Annotated in this window: 21 protein-coding genes and 1 pseudogene; 16 read left to right on the forward strand and 6 right to left on the reverse strand. The window is 72.4% G+C overall.

The genetic code is table 11. The features are described from left to right. The first annotated feature begins 22 nt into the window (after positions 1–22). The 3 genes from otnI (at position 23) to NP777_RS02615 (ending at position 2,739) form a co-directional block, all read left to right on the forward strand. Positions 23–814, forward strand: coding sequence for a 2-oxo-tetronate isomerase (gene otnI / locus NP777_RS02605; protein ID WP_256648345.1), 792 nt, complete (start codon positions 23–25; stop codon positions 812–814). Further along, a complete protein-coding gene (denD, locus tag NP777_RS02610; protein WP_256648346.1) occupies positions 811–1,827 on the forward strand; it encodes a D-erythronate dehydrogenase in 1,017 nt (338 codons plus the stop codon). The genes otnI and denD overlap by 4 nt, the downstream gene beginning before the upstream one ends. A gap of 156 nt (positions 1,828–1,983) precedes the next feature. After that, a complete protein-coding gene (locus tag NP777_RS02615) occupies positions 1,984–2,739 on the forward strand; it encodes a FadR/GntR family transcriptional regulator (RefSeq protein WP_256648347.1) in 756 nt (251 codons plus the stop codon). Positions 2,740–2,814: 75 nt separating this feature from the next. On the opposite strand, the gene NP777_RS02620 is transcribed toward NP777_RS02615, so the two are convergent. Continuing rightward, positions 2,815–3,906 carry a helix-turn-helix transcriptional regulator gene (locus tag NP777_RS02620; protein ID WP_256648348.1) on the reverse strand — a complete coding sequence of 364 codons (1,092 nt, stop codon included), beginning with the start codon at positions 3,904–3,906 and terminating at the stop codon, positions 2,815–2,817. A gap of 98 nt (positions 3,907–4,004) precedes the next feature. Here NP777_RS02620 and NP777_RS02625 point away from each other — a divergent pair, with 98 nt between their 5' ends. From NP777_RS02625 to NP777_RS02635, 3 genes are all read left to right on the forward strand, one after another. Continuing rightward, entirely contained in the window at positions 4,005–4,583 is a 579-nt protein-coding gene (locus tag NP777_RS02625; RefSeq protein ID WP_256648349.1) for a DinB family protein, read from the forward strand. A 97-nt stretch (positions 4,584–4,680) separates the two neighbouring features. Further along, positions 4,681–5,721, forward strand: coding sequence for an aldo/keto reductase (locus tag NP777_RS02630; protein ID WP_256648350.1), 1,041 nt, complete (start codon positions 4,681–4,683; stop codon positions 5,719–5,721). Further along, entirely contained in the window at positions 5,718–6,818 is a 1,101-nt protein-coding gene (locus tag NP777_RS02635; RefSeq protein ID WP_256648351.1) for a winged helix DNA-binding domain-containing protein, read from the forward strand. Before NP777_RS02630 ends, NP777_RS02635 begins: the two co-directional genes overlap by 4 nt. A gap of 23 nt (positions 6,819–6,841) precedes the next feature. Here the strand turns inward: NP777_RS02635 and NP777_RS02640 are convergent, their stop codons facing one another. Both NP777_RS02640 and NP777_RS02645 read right to left on the reverse strand, forming a co-directional pair. Beyond that, a complete protein-coding gene (locus NP777_RS02640) occupies positions 6,842–7,996 on the reverse strand; it encodes an acyltransferase family protein (RefSeq protein WP_256648352.1) in 1,155 nt (384 codons plus the stop codon). A gap of 162 nt (positions 7,997–8,158) precedes the next feature. Beyond that, the gene (locus tag NP777_RS02645) at positions 8,159–9,064 is read right to left on the reverse strand and encodes an MBL fold metallo-hydrolase (RefSeq protein WP_256648353.1); all 906 of its coding nucleotides are present in this window, start codon (positions 9,062–9,064) and stop codon (positions 8,159–8,161) included. Positions 9,065–9,176: 112 nt separating this feature from the next. On the opposite strand from NP777_RS02645, the gene NP777_RS02650 reads away from it, so the two are divergent. The 3 genes from NP777_RS02650 to NP777_RS02660 all read left to right on the forward strand — a co-directional run bounded on the left by NP777_RS02650 (position 9,177) and on the right by NP777_RS02660 (position 11,404). Continuing rightward, the gene (locus tag NP777_RS02650; protein ID WP_256648354.1) at positions 9,177–9,386 is read left to right on the forward strand and encodes a hypothetical protein; all 210 of its coding nucleotides are present in this window, start codon (positions 9,177–9,179) and stop codon (positions 9,384–9,386) included. Next, entirely contained in the window at positions 9,373–10,764 is a 1,392-nt protein-coding gene (locus tag NP777_RS02655) for an amidase (RefSeq protein ID WP_256648355.1), read from the forward strand. The genes NP777_RS02650 and NP777_RS02655 overlap by 14 nt, the downstream gene beginning before the upstream one ends. Before the next feature lie 70 nt (positions 10,765–10,834). Then, the gene (locus tag NP777_RS02660; RefSeq protein ID WP_256648356.1) at positions 10,835–11,404 is read left to right on the forward strand and encodes a TetR/AcrR family transcriptional regulator; all 570 of its coding nucleotides are present in this window, start codon (positions 10,835–10,837) and stop codon (positions 11,402–11,404) included. A gap of 28 nt (positions 11,405–11,432) precedes the next feature. Here the strand turns inward: NP777_RS02660 and NP777_RS02665 are convergent, their stop codons facing one another. After that, positions 11,433–12,653, reverse strand: a complete 1,221-nt coding sequence (locus NP777_RS02665) for a cysteine desulfurase-like protein (protein ID WP_256648357.1) — start codon at positions 12,651–12,653, stop codon at positions 11,433–11,435. Positions 12,654–12,891: 238 nt separating this feature from the next. On the opposite strand from NP777_RS02665, the gene NP777_RS02670 reads away from it, so the two are divergent. The 4 genes from NP777_RS02670 (at position 12,892) to NP777_RS02685 (ending at position 17,007) form a co-directional block, all read left to right on the forward strand. Then, positions 12,892–14,106, forward strand: a complete 1,215-nt coding sequence (locus NP777_RS02670; RefSeq protein ID WP_391858443.1) for an AI-2E family transporter — start codon at positions 12,892–12,894, stop codon at positions 14,104–14,106. Between the two features lie 130 nt (positions 14,107–14,236). Next, on the forward strand, positions 14,237–14,686 hold the full coding sequence (locus NP777_RS02675) for an RrF2 family transcriptional regulator (protein ID WP_256648358.1): 450 nt from the start codon (positions 14,237–14,239) through the stop codon (positions 14,684–14,686). 122 nt (positions 14,687–14,808) lie between these two features. Then, positions 14,809–16,020 (forward strand): globin domain-containing protein, encoded by a 1,212-nt coding sequence (locus NP777_RS02680; protein ID WP_256648359.1) that lies wholly within the window; start codon positions 14,809–14,811, stop codon positions 16,018–16,020. Positions 16,021–16,188: 168 nt separating this feature from the next. Continuing rightward, positions 16,189–17,007: a class I SAM-dependent methyltransferase gene (locus tag NP777_RS02685; protein ID WP_256648360.1), complete on the forward strand. Its 819-nt coding sequence runs from the start codon at positions 16,189–16,191 to the stop codon at positions 17,005–17,007. Positions 17,008–17,060: 53 nt separating this feature from the next. Here the strand turns inward: NP777_RS02685 and NP777_RS02690 are convergent, their stop codons facing one another. Further along, positions 17,061–18,071 (reverse strand): acetylserotonin O-methyltransferase, encoded by a 1,011-nt coding sequence (locus NP777_RS02690; protein WP_256648361.1) that lies wholly within the window; start codon positions 18,069–18,071, stop codon positions 17,061–17,063. 165 nt (positions 18,072–18,236) lie between these two features. Between NP777_RS02690 and NP777_RS02695 the strand changes: the two genes are divergently transcribed. The 3 genes from NP777_RS02695 to NP777_RS02705 all read left to right on the forward strand — a co-directional run bounded on the left by NP777_RS02695 (position 18,237) and on the right by NP777_RS02705 (position 20,571). Then, positions 18,237–18,602 (forward strand): hypothetical protein, encoded by a 366-nt coding sequence (locus NP777_RS02695; RefSeq protein ID WP_256648362.1) that lies wholly within the window; start codon positions 18,237–18,239, stop codon positions 18,600–18,602. Between the two features lie 548 nt (positions 18,603–19,150). Then, positions 19,151–19,891, forward strand: coding sequence for a MerR family transcriptional regulator (locus tag NP777_RS02700; protein WP_256648363.1), 741 nt, complete (start codon positions 19,151–19,153; stop codon positions 19,889–19,891). After that, positions 19,888–20,571, forward strand: coding sequence for a hypothetical protein (locus tag NP777_RS02705; protein ID WP_256648364.1), 684 nt, complete (start codon positions 19,888–19,890; stop codon positions 20,569–20,571). The genes NP777_RS02700 and NP777_RS02705 overlap by 4 nt, the downstream gene beginning before the upstream one ends. On the opposite strand, the pseudogene NP777_RS02710 reads toward NP777_RS02705, so the two are convergent. Beyond that, a pseudogene (locus NP777_RS02710) lies at positions 20,554–21,572 on the reverse strand (aldo/keto reductase). The gene NP777_RS02705 and the pseudogene NP777_RS02710 sit on opposite strands and share 18 nt — an antisense overlap. Positions 21,573–21,660: the final 88 nt, after the last annotated feature.

The raw sequence follows: 21,660 nt of genomic DNA on the forward strand, positions 1-21,660 counted from the left end.
CGGCCCGAACGCAGGAGCCAGCATGCCGAGGTTCGCCGCGAACCTGTCCATGATGTACACCGAACACGACTTCCTCGACCGCTTCGCCGCCGCGGCGGCGGACGGCTTCGAGGCCGTCGAGTACCTCTTCCCCTACGCGTACGACGCCGCCGAGCTGCGCCGCAGGCTCGACGACCACGGCCTGCGGCAGGTCCTCTTCAACGCGCCCCCCGGCGCCTGGGAGTCCGGGGAACGCGGGATCGCGGCACTGCCCGGACGCGAGGCGGAGGTGCGCTCCGGGATCGGCCGGGCCCTGGAGTACGCGGCGGAGCTCGGCTGCCCGCGAGTGCATGTGATGGCCGGTCTGGTGGGGCCGGGCGATTCGGCCAAGCACCGCGACACCTATCTGGCCAATCTCACCCGGGCCGCGGAACGGGCCGCCGCGGCGGGCGTCGACATCCTGATCGAGCCCATCAACGGCCGTGACATGCCCGGCTACTTCCTGAACCGGCAGTCCGAAGCGCACACCGTGGTACGGGAGGTGGGGGCCCCGAACCTCAAGGTGCAGCTCGACCTCTACCACTGCCAGATCGTCGAGGGCGACCTCACCACGACCCTGCGCCGTGACCTGCCGACCGGCCGGGTCGGCCATCTGCAGATCGCGGGCGTACCCGATCGCCATGAGCCCGACCGGGGCGAGCTCGACATCCGCCATCTGTTCGGTGTCATCGACGACCTGGGCTTCGACGGGTGGATCGGCTGTGAGTACATCCCCCGCGCCGGTACGAGCGAGGGGCTCGGCTGGCGCCACGACTACCGAGGAGACAACGCATGAGGATCGTCATCACGGGTGGCTTCGGCTTCCTGGGCCGGCGGGTCGCCGCCGCACTGCTCACGTCACGGACGTTCCGCGGTGCGCCGATCGACCGGCTGGTGCTCGCCGACCGCGTGGTGCCGCCCGGCGCGGTGGCCGACGACCCTCTCCTGGACATCGTCCAGGGCGATCTGGCCGACCGGCTGGACGAGGTGTTCGCGGAACCGGTGGATGTCCTGATCCATCTCGCCTCCGCGGTCTCGGCCGAGTGCGAGGCCGACTTCGACCTCGGGATGAGCGCCAATGTGGACACCACCCGCGCGGTGCTGGAGGCCGCGCGGGCCCAGTCGGCCGCCGGCGGGCCGGTGCCGCGGGTGGTGTTCTCCAGCAGCGTCGCCGTCTACGGCTCCGATCCCGCGCTGCCGCTGCCGCCGGTCGTCAGCGAGTCGACCCTGCCCACACCGCGGTCGAGCTACGGGATCCAGAAGCTCGTCTGCGAGCAGCTGATCGCGGACTACACCCGCCGCGGCTTCCTGGACGGGCGCGTCGCCCGTCTGATGACCGTGTCGGTACGGCCGGGCAAGCCGAACGCGGCCGCCTCCGGCTTTCTGTCCGGCATCATCCGCGAGCCGCTCGCGGGCCGCCCGGCCACCTGCCCGGTCCACCCCGGCCTGAAGGTGGCACTGGCCTCCCCACGGCGCACCGTCGAGGGCATCCTCCGCGTCGCGGAGGCCGAGCGCGGTGCCGGGCCGGGCCGGATCGACGGCGGGGTGCCGGTCAACCTTCCGGCGCTCACGGTCTCGGTGGCCGACATGCTGAGCACGCTGCGGCAGGTGGCCGGTGCCGCGGTCGCCGACCTGGTGACGATCGCGCCCGACCCCGACGTCGAGGCCATCGTCGGCTCCTGGCCCGCCGTGTTCGACAACGCACGCGCCGCCGCGCTCGGGCTGACCCCCGACCCGGATTTCGCCTCGGTGGTGCGCGCCTACACCGAAGACCACGCCGACGCGGTCGTGGACGGTGCGCGCTCTTAGTGTCCGACGGATGGTGACGCCTGTGGCGGGCCGCTCCCCCACCCGCCCCTCCCCGGCGGCATCGATATGCGGCTCCGCCGGGTGGTCCGCCGAGTGGTCGGCCGGACACCCCGCGGCGGCCGGGGCGACCGGGGCGGTGCCGATAAACTGAAGACCATGTTCTCCAAGGTGAGCGGTCCCGTGCGGCTCGCGGATCGGGTCGCGGCGATACTCTCGGAAGAGATCGAGTCCGGACGGCTGGCCGAGGGCGACAAGCTCCCGACCGAAGTGGAGCTGGTCAAGCAGCTGGGCGTCAGCCGGACCGTCGTACGCGAGGCCGTGTCCAGGCTGCGCAACGCGGGCCTGGTCGAACCGCGCCAAGGGCTCGGCGTGTTCGTGATGCCGCGCCGCACCCGGCCGCTGGATCTGGAGGCCGAGACCGCCGAGGACACCAAGTCCAAGGTGCGGCAGATCGTGGAGGTGCGCCGCCCCATCGAGGGCGAGGCCGCGTACCTCGCGGCCACCCGGGCCACCCCGGCCGATCTCGTCCGGATGCGTCAGGCCCTGGAGGCCATCGACGCGGCGGTGGCGGCCGGTGGCGACGGCGTGGACGAGGATCTCGTCTTCCACCGCTCCATCGCCGAATCGACCGGGAACCCGGTGATGCTCTCGACGCTGCGCTACCTCGGCGAGGTGCTGCGCAGCGGAATCCGCGTCACGCGTGCGAACGAGGCGCGGCGCGGCGACTTCCTCGAAGCGGTCCGGCAGGAGCACCACGCCATCCTGGCCGCCATCGAGGCCCGCGACACCGAGGCGGCCCGCGACGCGGCACTGCTCCACCTGAGACACGCGGCGTCCCGGCTGCAGGACGCGGACGAGGGGTTCTGGACCGAGACCGGGAACCTCGAGGTGGATCTCGACGCCGCGCCCTGATGAGGCGCGATGGGCGGCGCGGGTCGCTCAGCGGATGGGCGGCGCTCGTCGCTCAGCGGATGGGCCGTGTCTCGCTCAGCGGCCCGGGGGCGGCATCGTGGACCCGGTGGGTGCCTCGGTGGACCCGGTGGGTGCCTCGGTGGACCCGGTAGGTGCCTCGGTGGACCCGGTGGGCGCCTCCGCGGCGGCCTCGGCGAAGCGGCGGGCCAGATGGGCGAAGGCTTCCCTCAGCTCGGGCGGCCCGACGACCTCGATGTCGGCGTCGAACCGGCCGAGGGTGGCGGCCAGTCCGGGCCATGACCACGCGCCCAGGACGAGCCGGCAACGGTCCGGGCCGAGTTCCTCGACGACTCCGTCCCGGGTGTAGGTGGACACGACGGACGCGGGCAGGTCGAGGATGACCTCACCTCGGCATGGCCAGCCACCCGAGCCGTCAGAGCCCTGGAACCTGCTCGCGACGAAGGCGGCCACCTCCCCTCCGGGCACATCGCGCGGGGTGAAGCGCGGCCCGGTGGGGGTGCGCGGGGTGATCCGGTCGACGCGGAAGGTGCGCCAGTCGGCGCGGTCGAGGTCCCAGGCCACGAGATACCAGCGCCCGCCCCGGGTGACGAGGTGGTGTGGCTCCACCCGTCGCGGCGGAGTGGCGGTGGGGTCGGCATCGAAGGCACCCGGTGCGGACACGGGTACGTAGTCGAAGCGCAGCACCTCGCGGGCGCGGACGGCCGTGCCGAGGGCCATGAGCACCCGCGGGCCGACCTGCGGATTCGGCGCGGCTCCGGCACCTCGCACGGCGGTCACCTGAAGGGCGTCGACGCGATGGCGCAACCGCGCGGGCATCACCTGCCGGACGGTGCTCAGCGCACGCGCGGCCGCTTCCTCGATCCCCGCCCCGGTGACGGTGGCGGTCTGCAGCGCCACGGCGAGGGCCACGGCCTGGTCGTCGTCGAACAGCAGCGGCGGCAGGTCCGAACCGGCGCCGAGCCGATAGCCCCCGTCGGGACCCTTGGCGGCCACGATGGGGTAGCCGAGCTCGCGCAGGCGGTCGACATCGCGGCGCACGGTGCGCGGGCTGACGTCCAGCCGCTCGGCCAGCAGCTGCCCGGGCCAGTCCCGGCGCGCCTGGAGCAGCGAGAGCAGTGACAGCAGTCGCGCTGAGGTCTTCGGCATGACATCGATTCTGCCCGGAGAAGCGGCCACAACCTGTCCGCTACCCCTGCGACGGTTGTCCTCGTCAGACGATGAGAACGACCGAAGGACCCATCACCGTGACCGCCACCACCACTCCCGCCACCACCCTCGACGGCGAGCGGGCCGACCTGCTCGCCGAACTCGCCGCCGCGCGCTCCGCCCTCACCACCACGGTGCGCGGGCTCGGCGACGAGCAGGCCGACCAGCGTCCGACGGCCAGCGCGCTGTGCCTGGGCGGGCTGATCAAGCACGTCGCGGCCATCGAGGAGAGCTGGCTGCGTTTCGTCCTCGAAGGCCCGTCGGCGATGCGTTACGACCTGCCCGACGGTGTCACCTGGGCCGACCTCGCGGCCGGTACCGCACGGGAGATCCCGCAGTGGGCGATCGACAACCAGAACAACTTCCAGATGCTGCCCGGTGAGACGCTGGCCGGGGTCCTCCAGCGCTACGCGGAGGTCGCCGCCCGGAGCGAGGAGATCATCACCGCCGTCCCCGACCTGTCGGCGACACACCCGCTGCCCGAGGCGCCCTGGAACGAGCCGGGCGCGGCGCACAGCGTGCGCCGGGTGCTGATGCACGTCATCGCCGAGACCGCCCAGCACGCCGGGCACGCGGACATCATCCGCGAGTCGCTCGACGGGCAGAAGGCCGGCTGACCGCCGACCCGATCTCCCCGGAGCCGTGCCGGTGACGGCCGTCACCGGCACGGCTCCGGAACCCAAGAGCCAAGGAACCGAAGGGAACGGCGCGACAGTGAAGACGCGTGAGCTGGGGCGGACCGGTATCCGGGTCAGCCCCTACTGCCTGGGCACGATGATGTTCGGCCAGGCGGGCAACCCCGATCACGACGACTGTGTCCGGATCATCCACCGGGCGCTGGACTCGGGGATCAACTTCATCGACACCGCCGATGTGTACGGCCCCCACGGGGAGTCCGAGGACATCGTGGGCAAGGCGCTGAAGGGCCGGCGTGCCGACATCGTGCTGGCCACCAAGGTCAACGGCACGATGGGGGCGGACCCCAACCGTGGCGGCAGCTCCCGGCGCTGGATCATCACCGAGGTCGAGCAGTCGCTGCGGCGTCTGGGGACCGACCACATCGACCTCTATCAGGTCCACCATCCCGACCCGCACACCGATATCGAGGAGACGCTCTCCGCCCTGACCGATCTGGTGCGCAGCGGCAAGGTGCGCGCCATCGGCTCCTCCAACCTCCCGGCCTCGGAGATCGTCGAGGCGCAGTGGGTCGCCGACCGGCGCGGACTGCACCGCTTCCGCACCGAGCAGCCCGCGTACTCCATCCTCAGCCGCGCCGTCGAGCGGGAGATCCTGCCGGTCTGCGGGCGCTACGGCATGGGCGTGCTGGTGTGGAGTCCGCTGGCGATGGGCCTGCTCACCGGCCGCTACCGCAAGGGCGGGCCCACGGTGCGGAACGCGCGGATGAAGTGGGTGCCCCGGCATCTGACCGACGAGCGCAAACTCGACGCCGTGGAGCGGCTCATCCCGCTGGCCGAGGAGGCCGGACTGTCGCTGACCCACCTGGCGATGGCCTTCGCCATCACCCACCCCGGCGTCACCTCCGCCATCATCGGGCCACGCACCATGGAGCATCTGGAGGATCTCCTGGCCGGGGCCGCGGTCGCCCTCGACGACGAGGTCCTCGACCGGATCGACCGGATCGTGGCCCCCGGGACCGACATCGGCCCGCTCGATGTGTCCTACACCCCGCCGTCCGTCCAGCTCCCGGCGCTCCGGCGGCGATCGGCCGACGAACGGGCCGCGGTGGCACGATGACCGTTCTCGGCAACCGGGCGCTGGGCCGGGCGGCGCTCGCCCGGCAGTTGCTGCTCGATCGGGCCGACCTGCCGGTCCACGACGCCGTCGCGCAGCTGTGCGGCATGCAGGCGCAGGAACCGCAGGAGCCGTTCACCGGGCTCTGGTCGCGGCTGCGCGCGTTCGACCCCGCGGCCCTCTCGGACCTGCTGATGCAGCGAAGCGTGGTACGGACCCACCTCATGCGCCGCACCGTCCATCTCCTCACCGCCGAGGACATCGTGGCCTGGCGAGCCCGCCACGACGCCATGCTGCGCCAGCGGGTGCTCGGGACCTACCGCCGCGAGCTGGCGGGGATGGAGCTGGACGAACTCGCCACCGCGGGCCGGGCGGTGATGGCTGACGGCGAGCCGCGCTCGATGGCCGAGCTGGTCGGGGCGCTCGCCGCGCGCTGGCCGGGCCCGGCGCCGCGGGCGCTGGGCGAGATGCTGATCGCCGCCCTCGTCCCGGTGGCGCAGGCCCCGCCCCGGGGGCTGTGGCGCGCCAGGGGAGGGGTGCGTAACGTCCTGCTCTCCTCCTGGCTGGGGCGGGAGGTGGACCCGCCCGCCCCCGACGGCGCCGACCCGGTCGGCCAGGCGCTGGTACGCCGCTATCTGGCCGCCTTCGGCCCCGCGGCCTCGGCCGATCTGCGCGCCTGGTGCGGTCTGGCCGGGCTGCCGGCCGCGGTGGCCGCGATCCGGGAGGAGCTGGTCACCTTCCGCGATGAACGCGGCCGGGAGCTGTTCGACCTCCCCGACGCGCCACGTCCCGACCCCGATACCCCCGCGCCGGTGCGGTTCCTGCCCGCGTTCGACAACGCGATCCTCGGTTACCACGACCGCGGCCGGATCATCGACGACGCCCACCGCGGCCTGTCGGTCGCCGGGGAGCGCGTGGTGCTGGTGGACGGCCGTGTCGCCGCGACCTGGAGGGTGGACGCCGCCACCGTGGTCGTCAGCCCGCTGGGCCGCCTCTCCTCAGCCGACCGCACGGCCGTCGGAGAGGAGGGCCGGGAGCTGGCGTCGTTCCTCTCCGACGGCGAGAGCCACCGCGTGCGCGTCGCCACCTCGCCGGACTGAGCGACGCGAACGGGCCGCCCGCGTCATGGGGCGGGGTCCTCCTGGCGCAGAGACGCGGTCCGGTCGCCCGGCGCTGCGGGGCTCGCGGCCGATGCGGAACGCCCACGGGGGCGGGCGAAGTGGCGCATCATCGGCACCTCGACACCGCGCCACAGCAGCAGCGACACCGCCACGCAGAACGCCGACACCACCACGGACAACAGCGCGGCGGTCACCGTGTCGAACGTCCGCCGGTCCAGCAGCACCCGGATCTCGTACAGCAGCGGGAAGTGGACCATGTACAGCGCGAACGACGCCTCGCCCAGCAGCACCAGGCCACGACGGCCCAGCCGGCTCTCCCGCCCCTCGATATCGCGGGCGGCGATGGCCGGGATGAGGGCGGCCATCGGCAGACAGGTCGCGGCTCCCCACAGGTACTCCTCGGGCAGCTGCGTCCGCGCCGCGAAGACTCCCGCCAGGGCGAGCAGCGGCCACCGCCGACGCAGCGTCGGCCAGCGGTCGAGCTGGACCACCCGGGCGAGCACCAGTCCGAGGACGAACTCCAGCAGCCGCACCGGCGGGAAGAAGTAGATCAGCCACCAGCGCTCCGTCGAGAGCGGCGACCAACTCCCGGGCGCCGCCTCGTCGGTCACGGCCGTCGCCACCAGCGGCATCGTCAGCACCAGCCCCGCCACCAGGGCGATGACCGGCCAGAGCAGCCGTGCCGGGAGTGCGCGCACCGGCCGGATCAGCAGGGGGAAGAGGAGGTAGAAGAACGCCTCGCAGGAGATGGACCAGGTCACCGGATTGACGCTGCTGAAATCGGCCATGTCCGGCACCCAGGCGTGCACCAGCAGCAGATTCCGGACCGCCTCCCCCGGCCGCGGGTCCGGCACCGGAAGCAGCGCGGCGGTGCCCGTCGCCATCAGCAGGCCCAGCATCAGTGACCAGGTCACCACATGGTTGGGGAAGATCTTCACCAGCCGGCGGCGCCAGAACCGGACGGCGGTGTCGGCCGGAGAGGCGTTCCACGCCAGTACGAAACCGCTGAGCAGGAAGAACGAGGAGACCGCCGCCGCGCTCGCCATGGACGAGGCGTCGGCGGCCTCATAGACCCCCTGGTCCTCGAAGAATCTGCCCAGCGTCAGCACATGGCCCGCCAACACCACACCGGCCAGCAGAAAGCGAAGCCCGGTCAACGACGGCAGCCGATCGCCACGCGGCAACACCCCGGCCAAAGGAGACCCCTCTCCATACGAAGCAGGCACAGCACCCACGAGCCTGCCCGTCGCACCGTCCCGGTCCCAATACCGCCCCTACGGGAACATCCAGGCGAACACCACCACCCCCGGAGGGGCGCGTCAGCGTGCGCCCGGGAGCACGGGCGAGAGCCGGTAGGCGTTCCCGTGGCTGATCACGCGTCCTGCGGTGGGCGGCGGGAAGTGGGTGCCGAGCAGGAGGGTGTCCGTGTCGGCGAGGGCGCCGAAGAGCTTGTGGCGGGTGGCCTCGGACTGCTCGGGGGCGATGTCGACGCACGACCCGATGGCGGGGTGGGCGAGCTGGACCGGGTGGTGGACGCAGTCACCGGTGATCAGCGCCCGCTCGTCGCGGCTGTCGAGCTGGAGGGCGATATGGCCGGGGGTGTGCCCGGGCGTGGGGATCAGCCGCAGTCCGGGGATGACCTCGGCGCCCTCGTCCGGGACGTCGGCCAGATCGAGCCGTCCCGCGTCCTCGACCGGGATCACGGAGTCGAGGAACATCTGGGCCCGCGGCTGGTCCATGTCGTAGGCCGCCCAGAACTCCCGCTCGGCGCGGGAGGTGAGGTAGCGCGCGTGCGGAAAGGTGGGCACCCATGCGCCGTCCACCGCATGGGTGTTCCAGCCGACATGGTCGGTGTGCAGATGGGTGAGGATCACCAGGTCGATGGATTCCCGGGGGAACCCGGCGGCGGCCAGGCGCTCCAGGTAGTCGGTCCGCAGATCGTGCCAGGCCGGATTGGCCCGCGTCTTGCCGTTGCCGATGCCGGTGTCGACCAGGACCCGCGCCCCGCCCACCTCGAAGGCGAAGCTGTGGCTGGCGATGCGCAGGGTGCCGTCCTGGTCCGCGAAGTCGGGGCGCAGCCAGGCCTGCCGCGAGACCACGTCCCCGGTGGCGTCGGGCAGCAGCCACGGCCCGGTCTGCGGTGGCAGCAGCACCTCGTCGATGCGGTGGACGGCGATGTCGCCCACTGTCCAGAAGGGGATGTCGATGGCCTGGGGTGTGTGCATGGCCCGCCCTCTCTAAACGCAATCCGTTTGCCTTAAGCCACCGTAGGCCCTACAGTCGACTAACGCAAACAGTTAGCTTTTATCTCGTTGAGATCTCACCGAGGGAGACACCTTGTCCGCCGCTGAACTCACCCCTTCGGAGGCGGCCCGCTGGGCCGCACGCGCCGGGCTCCCACTGCCGGCCGAGCGCCACGCCGCCGCGGCGGCCACCGCCAACCACATCCACTCCGTCGTCGCCGTCCTGCGCGAGCTGGACTTCGGCGACACCCCGCCCGCCCCCGCCTACCGCGCGGGAGAGGAGCAGCACGATGCGGCCGTATGAGCTGTCCCTCACCGCGGCCGCCGACGCGATCCGGACCGGCCGGCTCTCCCCCGTCGAGCTGGTGGACTCCGTCCTGGACCGCGTCGAGCGGCTGGAGCCCCAGCTGAACGCCTACGCCACGGTGACGGCCGAGCGGGCGCGCCGGGCGGCGCGCGAGGCCGCGGACGACGTCGCGGCCGGCCGTCTCCGCGGCCCGCTGCACGGGATCCCGATGGGCCTCAAGGACCTGATCGACGTCGCGGGCGTGGCCACCACCGCGAGTTCCCGGGTCCGCGCCGACCACCGCGCCCAGGCGGACAGCACGGTCGCCGCCCGCCTGAGCGCGTCCGGCGCGGTCCTGATCGGCAAGACCCACACCCATGAGTTCGCCTACGGGCTGACCACCCCGCAGACCCACAACGCCTGGGACACCGGCCGGGTCGCGGGCGGCTCCAGCGGCGGATCCGCCGTGGCCGTCGCCGCGGGCACCGCGGTCTTCACCCTGGGCACCGACACCGGCGGATCCATCCGCGTCCCCGCCGCGCTCAACGGGGTCGTCGGTCTCAAGCCGACGTACGGCCTCGTCCCCCGCCACGGCGTCACCTCCCTGTCGTGGTCGCTGGACCACGTCGGCCCGCTCACCCGCACCGTCGAGGACCAGGCCCTGGTCCTGGCGGTCCTGGCCGGGCACGACCCCCGCGACCCCGCCTCCCTCGCCGTCCCCGCGCGGGACCACCGGCCGGGCGCGGCCGAGGACCTGACGGGGCTGCGCGTCGGCGTGCCGCGCAACTACTACTTCGAGCGCGTCGACACGGAGGTGGAGGCCGCGGTCCGGCGGGCCGTCGACGGGCTCGAGGCCCTCGGCGCCCGCCTCGTCGAGGTCGAGATCCCCATGACCCGCTACATCCAGGCCACCCAGTGGGGCCTGATGGTGCCGGAGGCCACCGCCTACCACGAGCGCACCCTGCGCGCGGCACCCGAGCTGTACCAGGCGGATGTGCGCACCCTGCTGGAGGCGGGCGAGCTGATGCCCGCCGGGGACTATCTGCGCGCCCAGCGCTCCCGGACCCTGATGCGGCGGGAGTGGGCGCGCATGCTGGAGGACGTCGATGTGATCGCCGCCCCCACGGTCCCGGCCACCGCGGTGAAGGCCGACCAGGAGACGATCACCTGGCCGGACGGCACCGTCGAAGCCGTCTCCGACGCCTATGTGCGCCTCTCGGCCCCCGCCAACCTCACCGGGGTGCCGTCGCTGTCCGTCCCGGTCGGCCACGACACGGCGGGCCTGCCGATCGGTATGCAGCTCCTCGGGCGGCCGCTCGGGGAGAGCGTGCTCCTGCGGGTCGGCCACGCCTACGAGCGGACGCGGCCCGCCCGCGAGCCGGCGACGGCGGCCTGACGCGTCCCCCCGGCGGTCCCGGGGTGCACCCCTTCCCCAGAAGCAACAGATTTGCTTTAAGGTGGGATGAATGAGCAGGCAGATGGTGCGCCCCGGGGGGCGCAGCGCCCGGGTCCAGGCATCGGTGCACACCGCCGTGCGCGAACTCGAGGCGGAGGTGGGCCGCGACGGTCTGACGGTGCCGCTGATCGCCCAGCGCGCGGGCGTCACCCCCTCCACCATCTACCGCCGCTGGGGAGACCTCGCCCAACTGCTGTCGGACGTGGCGGTCGAGCGTCTGCGGCCCGACACCACACCCCGGGACCACGGTGGTCTGGAGACCGATCTGACGGCCTGGGCCGAGCAGTTCCTGGACGAGATGGCCTCCCCGGCCGGGCGCGCCTACATCCGCGACGCCCTGCTCGGCGACCCGGACGGCAGCAATGCCGGCCAGTGCTCGGCCTACGCCGCCGACCAGGTCGATGTCATCCTGACCCGCGCGGCCGAGCGCGGGGAGGACACCCCCGGCGTCGAGACGGTCGTCGACCATGTCGTGGCGCCTCTGATGTACCGCATCCTCTTCCGCCCGGCCGGGCTCGACTCCGCGCATGCCCGCGAACTCGTGGCGGGGCTCCTCGAGGGGAACGCCGCCGGGAAGTGAGACCGCCCGCTGAGCGCCGGATGGCGTGTCAGCCGCGCGGGGCCGGAGCGCGCAGGAAGTCGGAGAGCGCCTCCAGCAGCCGGTCCACGTCCTCGGTGCTGGTGTACGGGGCCAGGCCGATGCGCAGCCCTCCGGTGTCGCCCAGGCCCAGCCTGCGCGATGCCTCCACCGCGTAGAACGAGCCGGAGGGGGCGTCCACGCCACGGCCGGCGAGGTAGCGGTAGGCGTCGGTGGTGTCGTGGCCGTCAATGGTCAGCAGCACGGTCGGGGTGCGGTCCACGGCCCGGGAGTGAATGGTGATCGGGTCCAGGGCGGCCAGCCCCTCGTCGATGCGTCCGCGCAGCGTGGCCTCGTGCTCTTCGAGGGCCGCGAACGCCGACGCCAGCCGTTCCCTGCGGCTGCCTTCGGCGCCGGGATCCAGGGTGGCGAGGAAGTCGACGGCGGCGCGGGTGCCGGCGAGGAATTCATAGGGCAGGGTGCCGAATTCGAAGCGCTCGGGAACGGCGTTGGTCGACGGGAGCAGCTTGTCCGGGGTCAGGGTCTCCAGGAGCCCGGGGCTGCCCGCCAGCACACCGAGGTGGGGACCGAGGAACTTGTAGGGGGAGCAGACGAAGAAGTCCGCTCCGAGCCGCCGGATGTCGACGTGGGCGTGGGCGGCGTAGTGCACGCCGTCGACGTGGACCAGTGCACCGGCCGCGTGCGCCCGCCGGGAGATCTCCGGGATGTCCGGGCGGGTGCCGATCAGGTTCGAGGCGGCGGTGACCGCCACCAGCCGGGTGCGGTCGCCGAGCTGGGCGCTGATGTCATCGGGGGTCAGCTCGCCGGTGGCGGGGTCGAAGTCGGCCCAGCGCACGGTGGCCCCGGCGGCTTCGGCGGCCTGGACCCAGGGGCGGATGTTGGAGTCGTGGTCCAGCCGGGACACCACCACCTCGTCCCCCGGTGACCAGGTCTTGGCGAGAGTGCGGGAGAAGTCGTAGATGAGGGCGGTGGCGCTGCGCCCGAAGACGATCCCGGCCGGGTCGGCGCCGAGCAGATCGGCCATTGCCTGCCGGGCCGACTGGACGAGGGCCTCGGAGTTGCGCTCCCCCGCGGTGAGGTGGCCGCGGTTGGCCAGGGGGTTGGCCAGCGCGTCGGAGATGGCCTCGATGACGGGGAGCGGGGTCTGGGTGCCTCCCGGGCCGTCGAAGTGGGCCGACCCGGCCTTCAGCGCGGGGAACTGTGCGCGGACGGCGGTGATGTCGTATGTCACGAGCGGCTCCTTGCAGAGTGCCTTGGCGAGCGGGTGACCAGGGCGATCTTAGGCAGCCACGGGTGCGCAACGGCAGGGGGCGGGGAAGGCCGCCGCGCCGGGGAGAGGACGGGCCGCCGCGCCGGGCAGAGGTGTCCGGCGCCCGGACGGCCGCCCTGATTGAATCTGTACGTAGCGGAATGAATCACCATTTTCCTCCGTCACGCGGGACCGGGACGCAGAAGGCGGTGGCGCCGACGTGAGCAGCGACTCTCCTCCCCCGCCCGAGCGGCCGGGAGGGCGGGGCGTACGCCTTCGGCGTGGCGCGGCCGGCGGACGGGCGGGCCGGGCCTCGCGGGCGGTGGCGCGGGCCCGCCGCTCCGGCTCCGCGGCCCTGGAGGCGGCGGTGCGCCGGGCGGGGGACGAGAACGGATGGGTCCATCCCGGGCTGCGGCTGGCCGCCGCGTACGCATGGCGTCTGACGGTCATCGGAGTGGCCGTCTATCTGGCCTTCACGGTGCTGGGACGGTTCCAGCTGGTCGCGATCGCGGTGTTCCTGGCGCTGGTGGCCACCGCCCTGCTGCGGCCGCTGGCCGATCTGCTGGCGCGGGTGTGCCCCAGGCCGCTGGCGGTGGCGCTGGCGGTGTTCGGCACGCTGTTCGCGGTGTTGGGGCTGCTGGCGCTGGTGGGGAGCGCGGCGGCCGCGGAGGCGGGCCGGCTGCTGGGTGAGTTGCGCGGCGGGATCGGCCGGATCGAGCGGTGGCTGGAGGGGCCGCCGTTCCATGTGCGGCACGGTGTGCTGTCGGGGGCCCACGACAAGGTCACCGCCTTTGTGTCACAGCATCGCGCGGCGCTGATCAGCAGGGCGCTCAGCAGTGCGGGGCGGGTCGTGGAGGCGGGCACGGCGGCGTTCCTGGCCCTGTTCTGTTCGATCTTCTTCATCCATTCCGGCGACCGGATGTGGCAGTGGTTCCGGGGCCAGCTCCCCGAGCGCGCCCGGTCCCCGTGGGACCGGGCCGCGCGGGCGGCGTGGACCACCTTCGCCGGGTACACCCGGGGCATCATCGTCGTGGCGGCCTCCAACGCGGCCCTGGTCGGCATCGCGCTGTTCCTGCTGCGGGTGCCGCTGGCCCTGCCGCTGACGCTGCTGGTCTTCTTCGCGACGTTCGTCCCGCTGATCGGTTCGCCGATCGCGCTGGCGGTGGCGACGGTGGTGGCCCTGGCCGGGCGGGGTCCGGCCATCGCGGCCGTCGTGCTGTTGCTGATCGTGGCGGTCGGCCAGTTCGAGGGGCATGTCCTGCATCCGCTGGTGATGAGCTGGGCGGTGCGGCTCCATCCGGTGGTGGTGGCGATCTCGGTCATCGCCGGGACCATCGTGGCGGGGGTGGTCGGGGCCGTGGTGGCCGTGCCCATGGTGTCCGTCGCGTGGTCGGTGACGCGGGCGCTGCGCGGGCGGCCGCCCGGCGAAGCCTGACCGGCGACCCGGAACACCCGGGTGGAAGCCGCCGGGACATCTCGTCAGCGGCGGAAACGCCCGTACGCCGGCGACCGGAACACATCTCTATAAATTGCATCTCAGATTCGTATTATCGTAATCTGCCGCCATGCGGCTGACGAAGTCAACGGACCTGGCGCTCCGCACGATCATGCGGCTGGCGGTCACCGGCGCCGAGCCCTGCACCGCCCGGCAGGTCGCCGGGGAGATGCAGGTGCCCTACAGCCATCTGGCCAAGGTGGCGGCCCGGCTGCAGCACCTGGGCCTGATCGAGACACGGCGCGGACGCGGCGGCGGGCTGACGCTCACCGCGACCGGGCGCACCGCCTCGGTCGGCCAGCTGGTCCGGGAATTCGAGGGGGTCGGCGATGTCGTCGACTGCGAGGGGGACGCGCCGTGCCCACTGCGGCAGGGCTGCCGGCTGCGGATGGCGCTGCGCCGGGCGCAGGAGGCGTTCCTCGCCTCGCTCGATCCCCTCACGGTCGACGATCTGGTGGCGTCCCCGACCGGTCCGGTGCTGCTGGGGCTGGTCGGACGCGCGCCCGGACTGTCCCCATGAGGCCGCCGTCCGGGTCACGGAGTCCGGATCCCACCCCGCCGAGCCATGCTGACGCGGAGGTCACCATGCCCGGTTCAGCCATGCCGTTGAATACGAATCTGAGATACCAGTTAGGCCCGCTCATGCTCTCCCAGAAGTCCGCCGAGACCGTCCGCGCCACGCTTCCCGCCGTCGGCGAGGCCATCGGCACCATCACCGAGCTGTTCTACCGGAAGCTCTTCACGGCCCACCCCGAACTGCTGAGGAACATGTTCAACCGGGCCAACCAGGCCGCGGGCACCCAACGGCAGGCCCTCGCGGGCGCCATCGCCGCGTTCGCCACCGCCCTGGTGGAGCGGCCGGGCACCCGCCCCGACGCCCTGCTGAGCCGGATCGCCCATAAGCACGCCTCGCTCGGGGTGAGCGCCGCGCAGTATCCGGTGGTGCACCGTCAGCTGTCCGCCGCCATCGCGGAGGTGCTCGGCGACGCGGCCACCGAGGAGGTGACCGCCGCCTGGGACGAGGTCTACTGGCTGATGGCCAACGCCCTGATCGAGATCGAGCGGCGGCTGTACGCGGAGCAGGGCGTGCTGGCCGGCGGGACCTGGCGGCAGTGGGAGGTGGTCGAGCGGGTCCGGGAGACGGCGGATGTGGTCACCTTCCGGATCCGGCCGGCGGACGGCCGCCCCGCCCCGGCGTTCAAGGCGGGCCAGTATGTCTCGGTGCAGGTGGAACTGGCCGACGGGGCACGGCAGATCCGCCAGTACAGCCTGACCAACGCCCCCGGTGCCACCGTGCGCTCCTTCTCCGTCAAGCGCGAGGACGCGGGCGAGGGCCCGGCCGGTGAGGTCTCCGGCCATCTCCACGACCGCCTCCACGAGGGCGATGAGCTGGCCGTCTCCGCGCCCTACGGCGACGTCGTGCTCGGCACCACGGACACACCGCTGCTGCTCGCCTCCGCCGGAATCGGCTGCACCCCGATGGTGGCCATGCTGGAGGAACTGACGGCGGGCGGGCACCAGGCCCCGGTCATCGCCGTCCACGCCGACCGCTCCCCCGCCGACCACGCCCTGCGCGCCGACCAGGAACGGCTGGTCACCAAGTTGGCGCGGGGCACCGCCCACACGTGGTACGAGCGGCCCGAGGGCGACTGGCCAGCCGAGCGCACCGGCCACGCCGACCTGTCCGGCATCGAGATCCCGGACGGCGTCCAGGCGTATCTGTGCGGGCCGATGCCCTTCATGCGGTCGGTGCGGACCCAACTGCTGGAGCGCGGTGTGCACCCGTCCGCGATCCACTACGAGGTCTTCGGCCCCGATCTGTGGCTGACGCGGGACGACGGCGAGGGCCACTGACACTCACCGGCGCCCGTCCACCCGATGTTGGCCGGATGAACTCGAATGGCCCAGAGGCCGGTCGCTTTTGCCGGGGAGAACGTGGGACCGTACGGACACGGGTTCTGCCCATTCCGTGCACAACCGTACGGAACGGTCCGTCCGGTACCCCCACATCGACGAGGAACCATGGATCGCGAAAAGATCACTCTCAGCGGCGCTCAGGAGACCTTGCTCGCCACGCTGTACGGCAGGGCGGTGGACAGCCGATCGCCGGACTCCATCCTGCACGACCACGCGGCCCGGGAGGCCGTGGAGCGCGTGGCCTACGACTTCGGCAAAACGGGGATGACGGACACGACGGCGGTCGGCATCGCCCTGCGGGCGAAACAGCTCGACGACTGGGCCATGGAGTTCCTGGCCGAGCATCAGAAGGCGACCGTGCTCCATCTCGCGTGCGGTCTCGACACCCGGGTGCAGCGCCTCGACCCGCCGTCGTCGGTGCGCTGGCTCGACGTCGACTACCCCGAGGTGATCGATCTGCGCCGGCGGCTGCTTCCCGAGCCGCCGGGGAACTACGAGATGGTCGGCGCCTCGGTGACCGATGAGGCCTGGCTGCGCGAGGTGCCCGATGACCGGCCCACGGTGGTCGTCGCCGAGGGCCTGACGATGTATCTGCGCAAGGAGGACGGCAAGCGGCTGATCCAGCGGATCACCGAGCGGTTCCCCAGCGGCCAGCTGCTCTTCGATGTCTACGGGCCGCTGGGCATCCGGCTCCAGAAGATGGTCCCCGCGGTGCGCAACGCGGGCGCCACGCTCCACTGGGGTCTGGACGACCCCCATGAGGTCGAGACCTGGCACCCGGGACTGACCTGCCTCGACGCGGTGCGCAGCGTGGACATGCCGGGGGTGGAGAAGATGCCGGCCTCCGGCCGGATGAGCATGCGGGTGATGGCGCGTCTGCCCGGTTTCCGGGATGTGGGCCGGATCCTGCGCTACCGCTTCTAGCGGCTCCGGCCCGGCGCCGGGTGGTCCCGGCGCCGGGCCGCGCGGCCGGCCGGCTATTTGATCCCCACCAGCATGGAGTAGCCGTCCGTCAGCGGTTCGATCCGGCTGCCGCTGAACCCCGTCTCCGCCAGCCAGGCGCGGCCGTCGGCGGCCGTGTACTCGAAGCCGGACCGGGTCTCGATGAGCATGTTCAGGCTGGCCAGCAGACCGAAGGTGTTCTCCTTGCGGTCGTCGTCGATGATGGCGTCGTAGACGAGGACCGCTCCCCCGTCGGGCAGCGCGTCGTACGCCTTCTTCAGCAGCAGCCGCTTCTCCTCCAGGCCCCAGCCGTGCAGGATCTGGCCCAGCACGATCACATCGGCGCCGGGCAGGTCATCGGTGAAGAAGTCGCCGCCGTGGAAGGTGAGCCGGTCCTCCAGGCCGAACGACGCCACGTACTTCTCGAAGACGGGCCGCACCCGGGGCAACTCGAAGACGCCGCCGCTCATATGGGGGTGGCGCTGGGCCACCGCCACCGGGACGCAGCCCACCGCGCCGCCGACGTCCAGCACGGTCCGGTAGTCGGCCCAGGGGAACCGCTCGGCTATCACCATCGCCTTGCCCATGCTGAGCCCGGTCATTCCGTGCAGGAATCGCTCGAGGCCCTCCTGGTCGTGGTAGATGGCGTCGAACACGTCACCGCCGTGCTTGTGCTCGTTCTGCGGTTTCCCGGTGTGCAGCGCCTCGGTGAGCGACCCCCAGAAGGGGTACAGCCGGCTGTTGGCCATTTCCAGGATGCCGCCCGCATAGGTGGCCTTCTCGCGGTCGAGAAAGGTGTCGGCGGACGGGCTGTTGCGGTACACGCCCCCGGAACGCTCCAGGAATCCGAGGGCCACCAGCGCGTCGAGGAAGTCGGCGGCGCCGCGCGGGTGCAGTCCGAGCGCCTCGGCCAGGTCGCCGCCGGTGCGGGGGCCTTCGGCGAGCCGGGAGAAGAGATCCAGTTCCACCGCGGTGAGCAGCGCCTTCGACGCCATGAAGCCGAGCCCGACCTCGAGTATGGACTCCGGGCTGATCTCGTGCCGCATAAGGCTCCCTCACTGTTCCCGGTTGTGCGCTCTCGCCGCACCAGACCGCATGTGGACCTCCTTACGCTATCGTCCCGTTGCCCCTTACACGGGTCGCCGCCGGACGGCCGCGACGGGTGCGACGGCCCGTTGACACCCCGCGTGACAGTGCTTTCTATTCGACGAATGACATCTGGACGACGATCCGTCGGACGCGGCCGACGGCCACGCGGCCTTCTCGCGGCCGCCGCCCTCGGCGCGACCGCGCTGATCGCGCACCCCGCCGCCGCACACACCGCACAGACCACGCGGACCGTCCCGGCGGCCAAGGGCACCACCTACTACGTCGACTCCCGGTCCGGGGACGACGGGGCCCCGGGCACCAGCGCCGCCAGGGCCTGGCGCAGCCTCGACCGCGTCGGCCGGACCACCTTCCGGGCCGGGGACCGGATCCTGCTGAAGGCCGGTGGCTCCTGGAAGGGCCGGCTGTGGCCGAAGGGCTCGGGTGCGAGGAACCGTCCGATCGTCATCGGCAGCTGTCGATGTCCATGATGTGACCGGCGAGGTCAACTGGATCAGCGGCGATGTCTCCGGCAACGCCCCTGGGGTGCGGTTCAAGACCGGATGGGACCGGTCGAAGCGCACCGGGGGCATCGTGTTCGACACGACCGTCCCCGACATCACCGCACCGCCGTCCACCGCGACCGTGCTCCACGACCTCCAGGTGCGGAACTCCACGGTGCGCGACACCTCGTTCGCGGGCATCGTCGTCAAGCAGTACACCGGCGACGCGAAGGACGCGGATGGCGCCCCCGTCGCGGTCCCGACCGGCTGGGGCCCTCGGACCTCACCCGATGACACCGCCTTCGCCCCGCACACGGACATCACGATCCGGAACGACTTCATCTCCCAGGGCGGGACGCGCCACGGCTGCAACGGGCTCACCACTGATCGGCAACGGCACCGTCATCCCGGACAACGGCGGCCGCGACTACCGTGGCGCCCCGCTCTACCGTGGCCGCCCCGATATCGGCGCCGTCGAGGGGGCGCCGGCCGGCCGCGCTTGACCTTGTCGCAGCGGCAGGGTTTCTACTGGCCACATGCGCATCGGAGAAATCGCCGCGCTCGTCGGAGTCACCTCCCGGACCGTGCGGCACTACCACCACATCGGTCTGCTGCCCGAGCCCCAGCGGCGCGCCAACGGATACCGGGTCTACACCCTCCGGGACGCCGTCCTGCTGGCCCGGATCCGGCGGCTGACCGAACTCGGGCTCGCACTGGACGAGGTGCGGGACGTCCTCGCGGACGACGCCGGGCGTGAGCTGACCGAGGTGCTGGGCGAGCTGGACGCCGATCTCGCCCGTCAGGAACACGAGATCCAGCAGCGCCGCAAGGTGCTGGCGACGCTGCTGGACGGCCCGCTCACACCGGACGCGCCGCTCTCCCCCGCGCTCATCGAGCTCCTGAAGGCGGCGCCCGCCACCTCCTCGCCGTCCGCCGCCAAGGACCGCGAGCACCTGATGCTGCTGGAGGGGATGATCGGCGCGGACGCGGTGTACGCGGCGCTGCGGCCGCTGGCCGGGGACCCCGCCGTGCTCCCGCTGTACGAGCGGCTGGACGAACTGGAGGGGGCCGCGGCGGACGATCCGCGGATCGCGCCGCTGGCCGAGGAGTTGTTCGCCGCCGTACCGGACGAGGTGCTGGCGGCCATCCCGGACAGCGGCCCGACGGCGACCGGCTTCGAGCAGGCGCTGCTCGACGACTACTCGCCCGCCCAGGCCGAGGTGGTGCGCCGGGTGATGCGGCAGCTGACCGCCCGGCTCAGCAGGAACACGTCATGAACCGGCCATCCGCACGGGCGGCGGTGTGGGCGAAAGGCGTGGCGGAGGCCCTGGTCCCGCTGGTCGCGCGCCGGCTCGTGCGGCACGAGGTCCGGGCCCTGCACAGCCTCGGGCTGTGGGTGCTGCGCCGCCGCCACCAGGTCCCCGAGGGGGCGCTGGCCGTCGCCTACACCGGACCCCAGACGGCCATGATGTACGGGATGATCTTCGTGTCCGTCATCGAGACGGTGGCGCTGGCCCTGGTGATCCCCTGGCCGGTGGTGCACGCGATCCTGCTCGTCATCGATCTGTACGGGGTGGTGCTGATCCTCGCTCTGCACGCGTCCTGTGTGGTCCGGCCGCATGTCGTGGGGTCCGACGGCTCGCTGCGGGTCCGCTACGGCGCACTGTTCGACCTGCGGGTCCCGGCCGCCACCATCGCCGGCGCCCGGGTCGACCGGCGCTATCCGGACGGACGGCTGGTGCGGCTGAGCCCGGACGGGGTGCTCGACCTCGCGGTGGGCAGCCAGACCACGGTGACGGTGGAGCTGACGGAGCCGGTGCCGTTCGTACGGCCCCTCGGGCGCCGGGGCGTCGCCCGTACGCTCCGGTTCCACGCGGACGACCCGCGGGCGGCGGTCGCCGCGCTCACCCGGGCCCGGACCGGGGTGGCGCCGGATCCGTCAGCGGCGCCGCAGTGACGGGTCGAGCAGCGCGGGCGGAGTGTCGTGCTTCTCGTGCGCGGCGAGGTCGGTGCCGGGGGCCACGATCGCGTCGATCGCGTCCAGCACATCGGCGGAGAGCACGGTGTCGGCGGCGGCGAGCTGCGTGTGCAGATGGTCCAGTGTGCGCGGGCCGACGAGGGCGCTGGTCACGGCGGGATGCGCGGTGACGAATCCGAGCGCGAGCTGGATCATGGTCAGACCGGCCTCGTCGGCGACCTTGGCCAGCCGCTCGACGGCGTCGAGCCGGGCCCGGTTCGAGGGGGTGGTGACATCGAAGCGCTCCGGCATCATCGCCGAGCGGCTGGTGCTGATGGACCGGCCCTCGCGGATGGCGCCCGACAGCCAGCCCGAGGCCAGCGGGCTCCACACCAGCACGCCGAGCCCGTACTCCTCGGTGACGGGCAGTACGTCGCGCTCGATCCCGCGCTGCAGGATCGAGTAGCTGGGCTGTTCGGTGACATAGCGGCTCAGGCGGTGTTCCTGGGCGGCCCACTGGGCCTGGACGACGCGGTGGGCGGGAACGTCGAGGAGCCGAAGTAGCGGATCTTCCCCGCGCGCCGCAGGTCGGTGAGCGCCGACAGCGTCTCCTCGTCGCTGGTGGCCGGGTCCCATCGGTGGATCTGGTAGAGATCGACGTGGTCGACGCCGAGCCGGCGCAGGCTGTTGTCCAGCTCGGTGACCAGCCAGCGGCGTGAGCTGCCCCGGTGGTTGGGCTCGTCGCCCATGGGCAGCCCCGCCTTCGTGGCCAGCACGATGTCGTCGCGGCGGCCGGCGATGGCCTTGCCGACCATCTCCTCCGACTCACCGGCGCTGTACATGTCGGCGGTGTCGATGAGGTTGATCCCGGCCTCGAGGGCGGCATCGACGAGGGCGGTGGCCTCGTCCTGGGTGGTGCGCCCGATCCTGCCGAAGTTCATCGCGCCGAGCGCGAGGGAGCTGACCTGCACACCGGTGCGGCCCAAGGTGCGGTACTGCATGAGCGTGTTCCTCCACTGCGGGAAAGCGTGGTGGCATCGCGGAGCGCGATGCGTGGTTTGGTCGCCGGGCCCCCGCTCTGACATCATG

The sequence above is a fragment of the Streptomyces rugosispiralis genome (assembly GCF_024505145.1).
GTDB lineage: Bacteria > Actinomycetota > Actinomycetes > Streptomycetales > Streptomycetaceae > Streptomyces > Streptomyces rugosispiralis.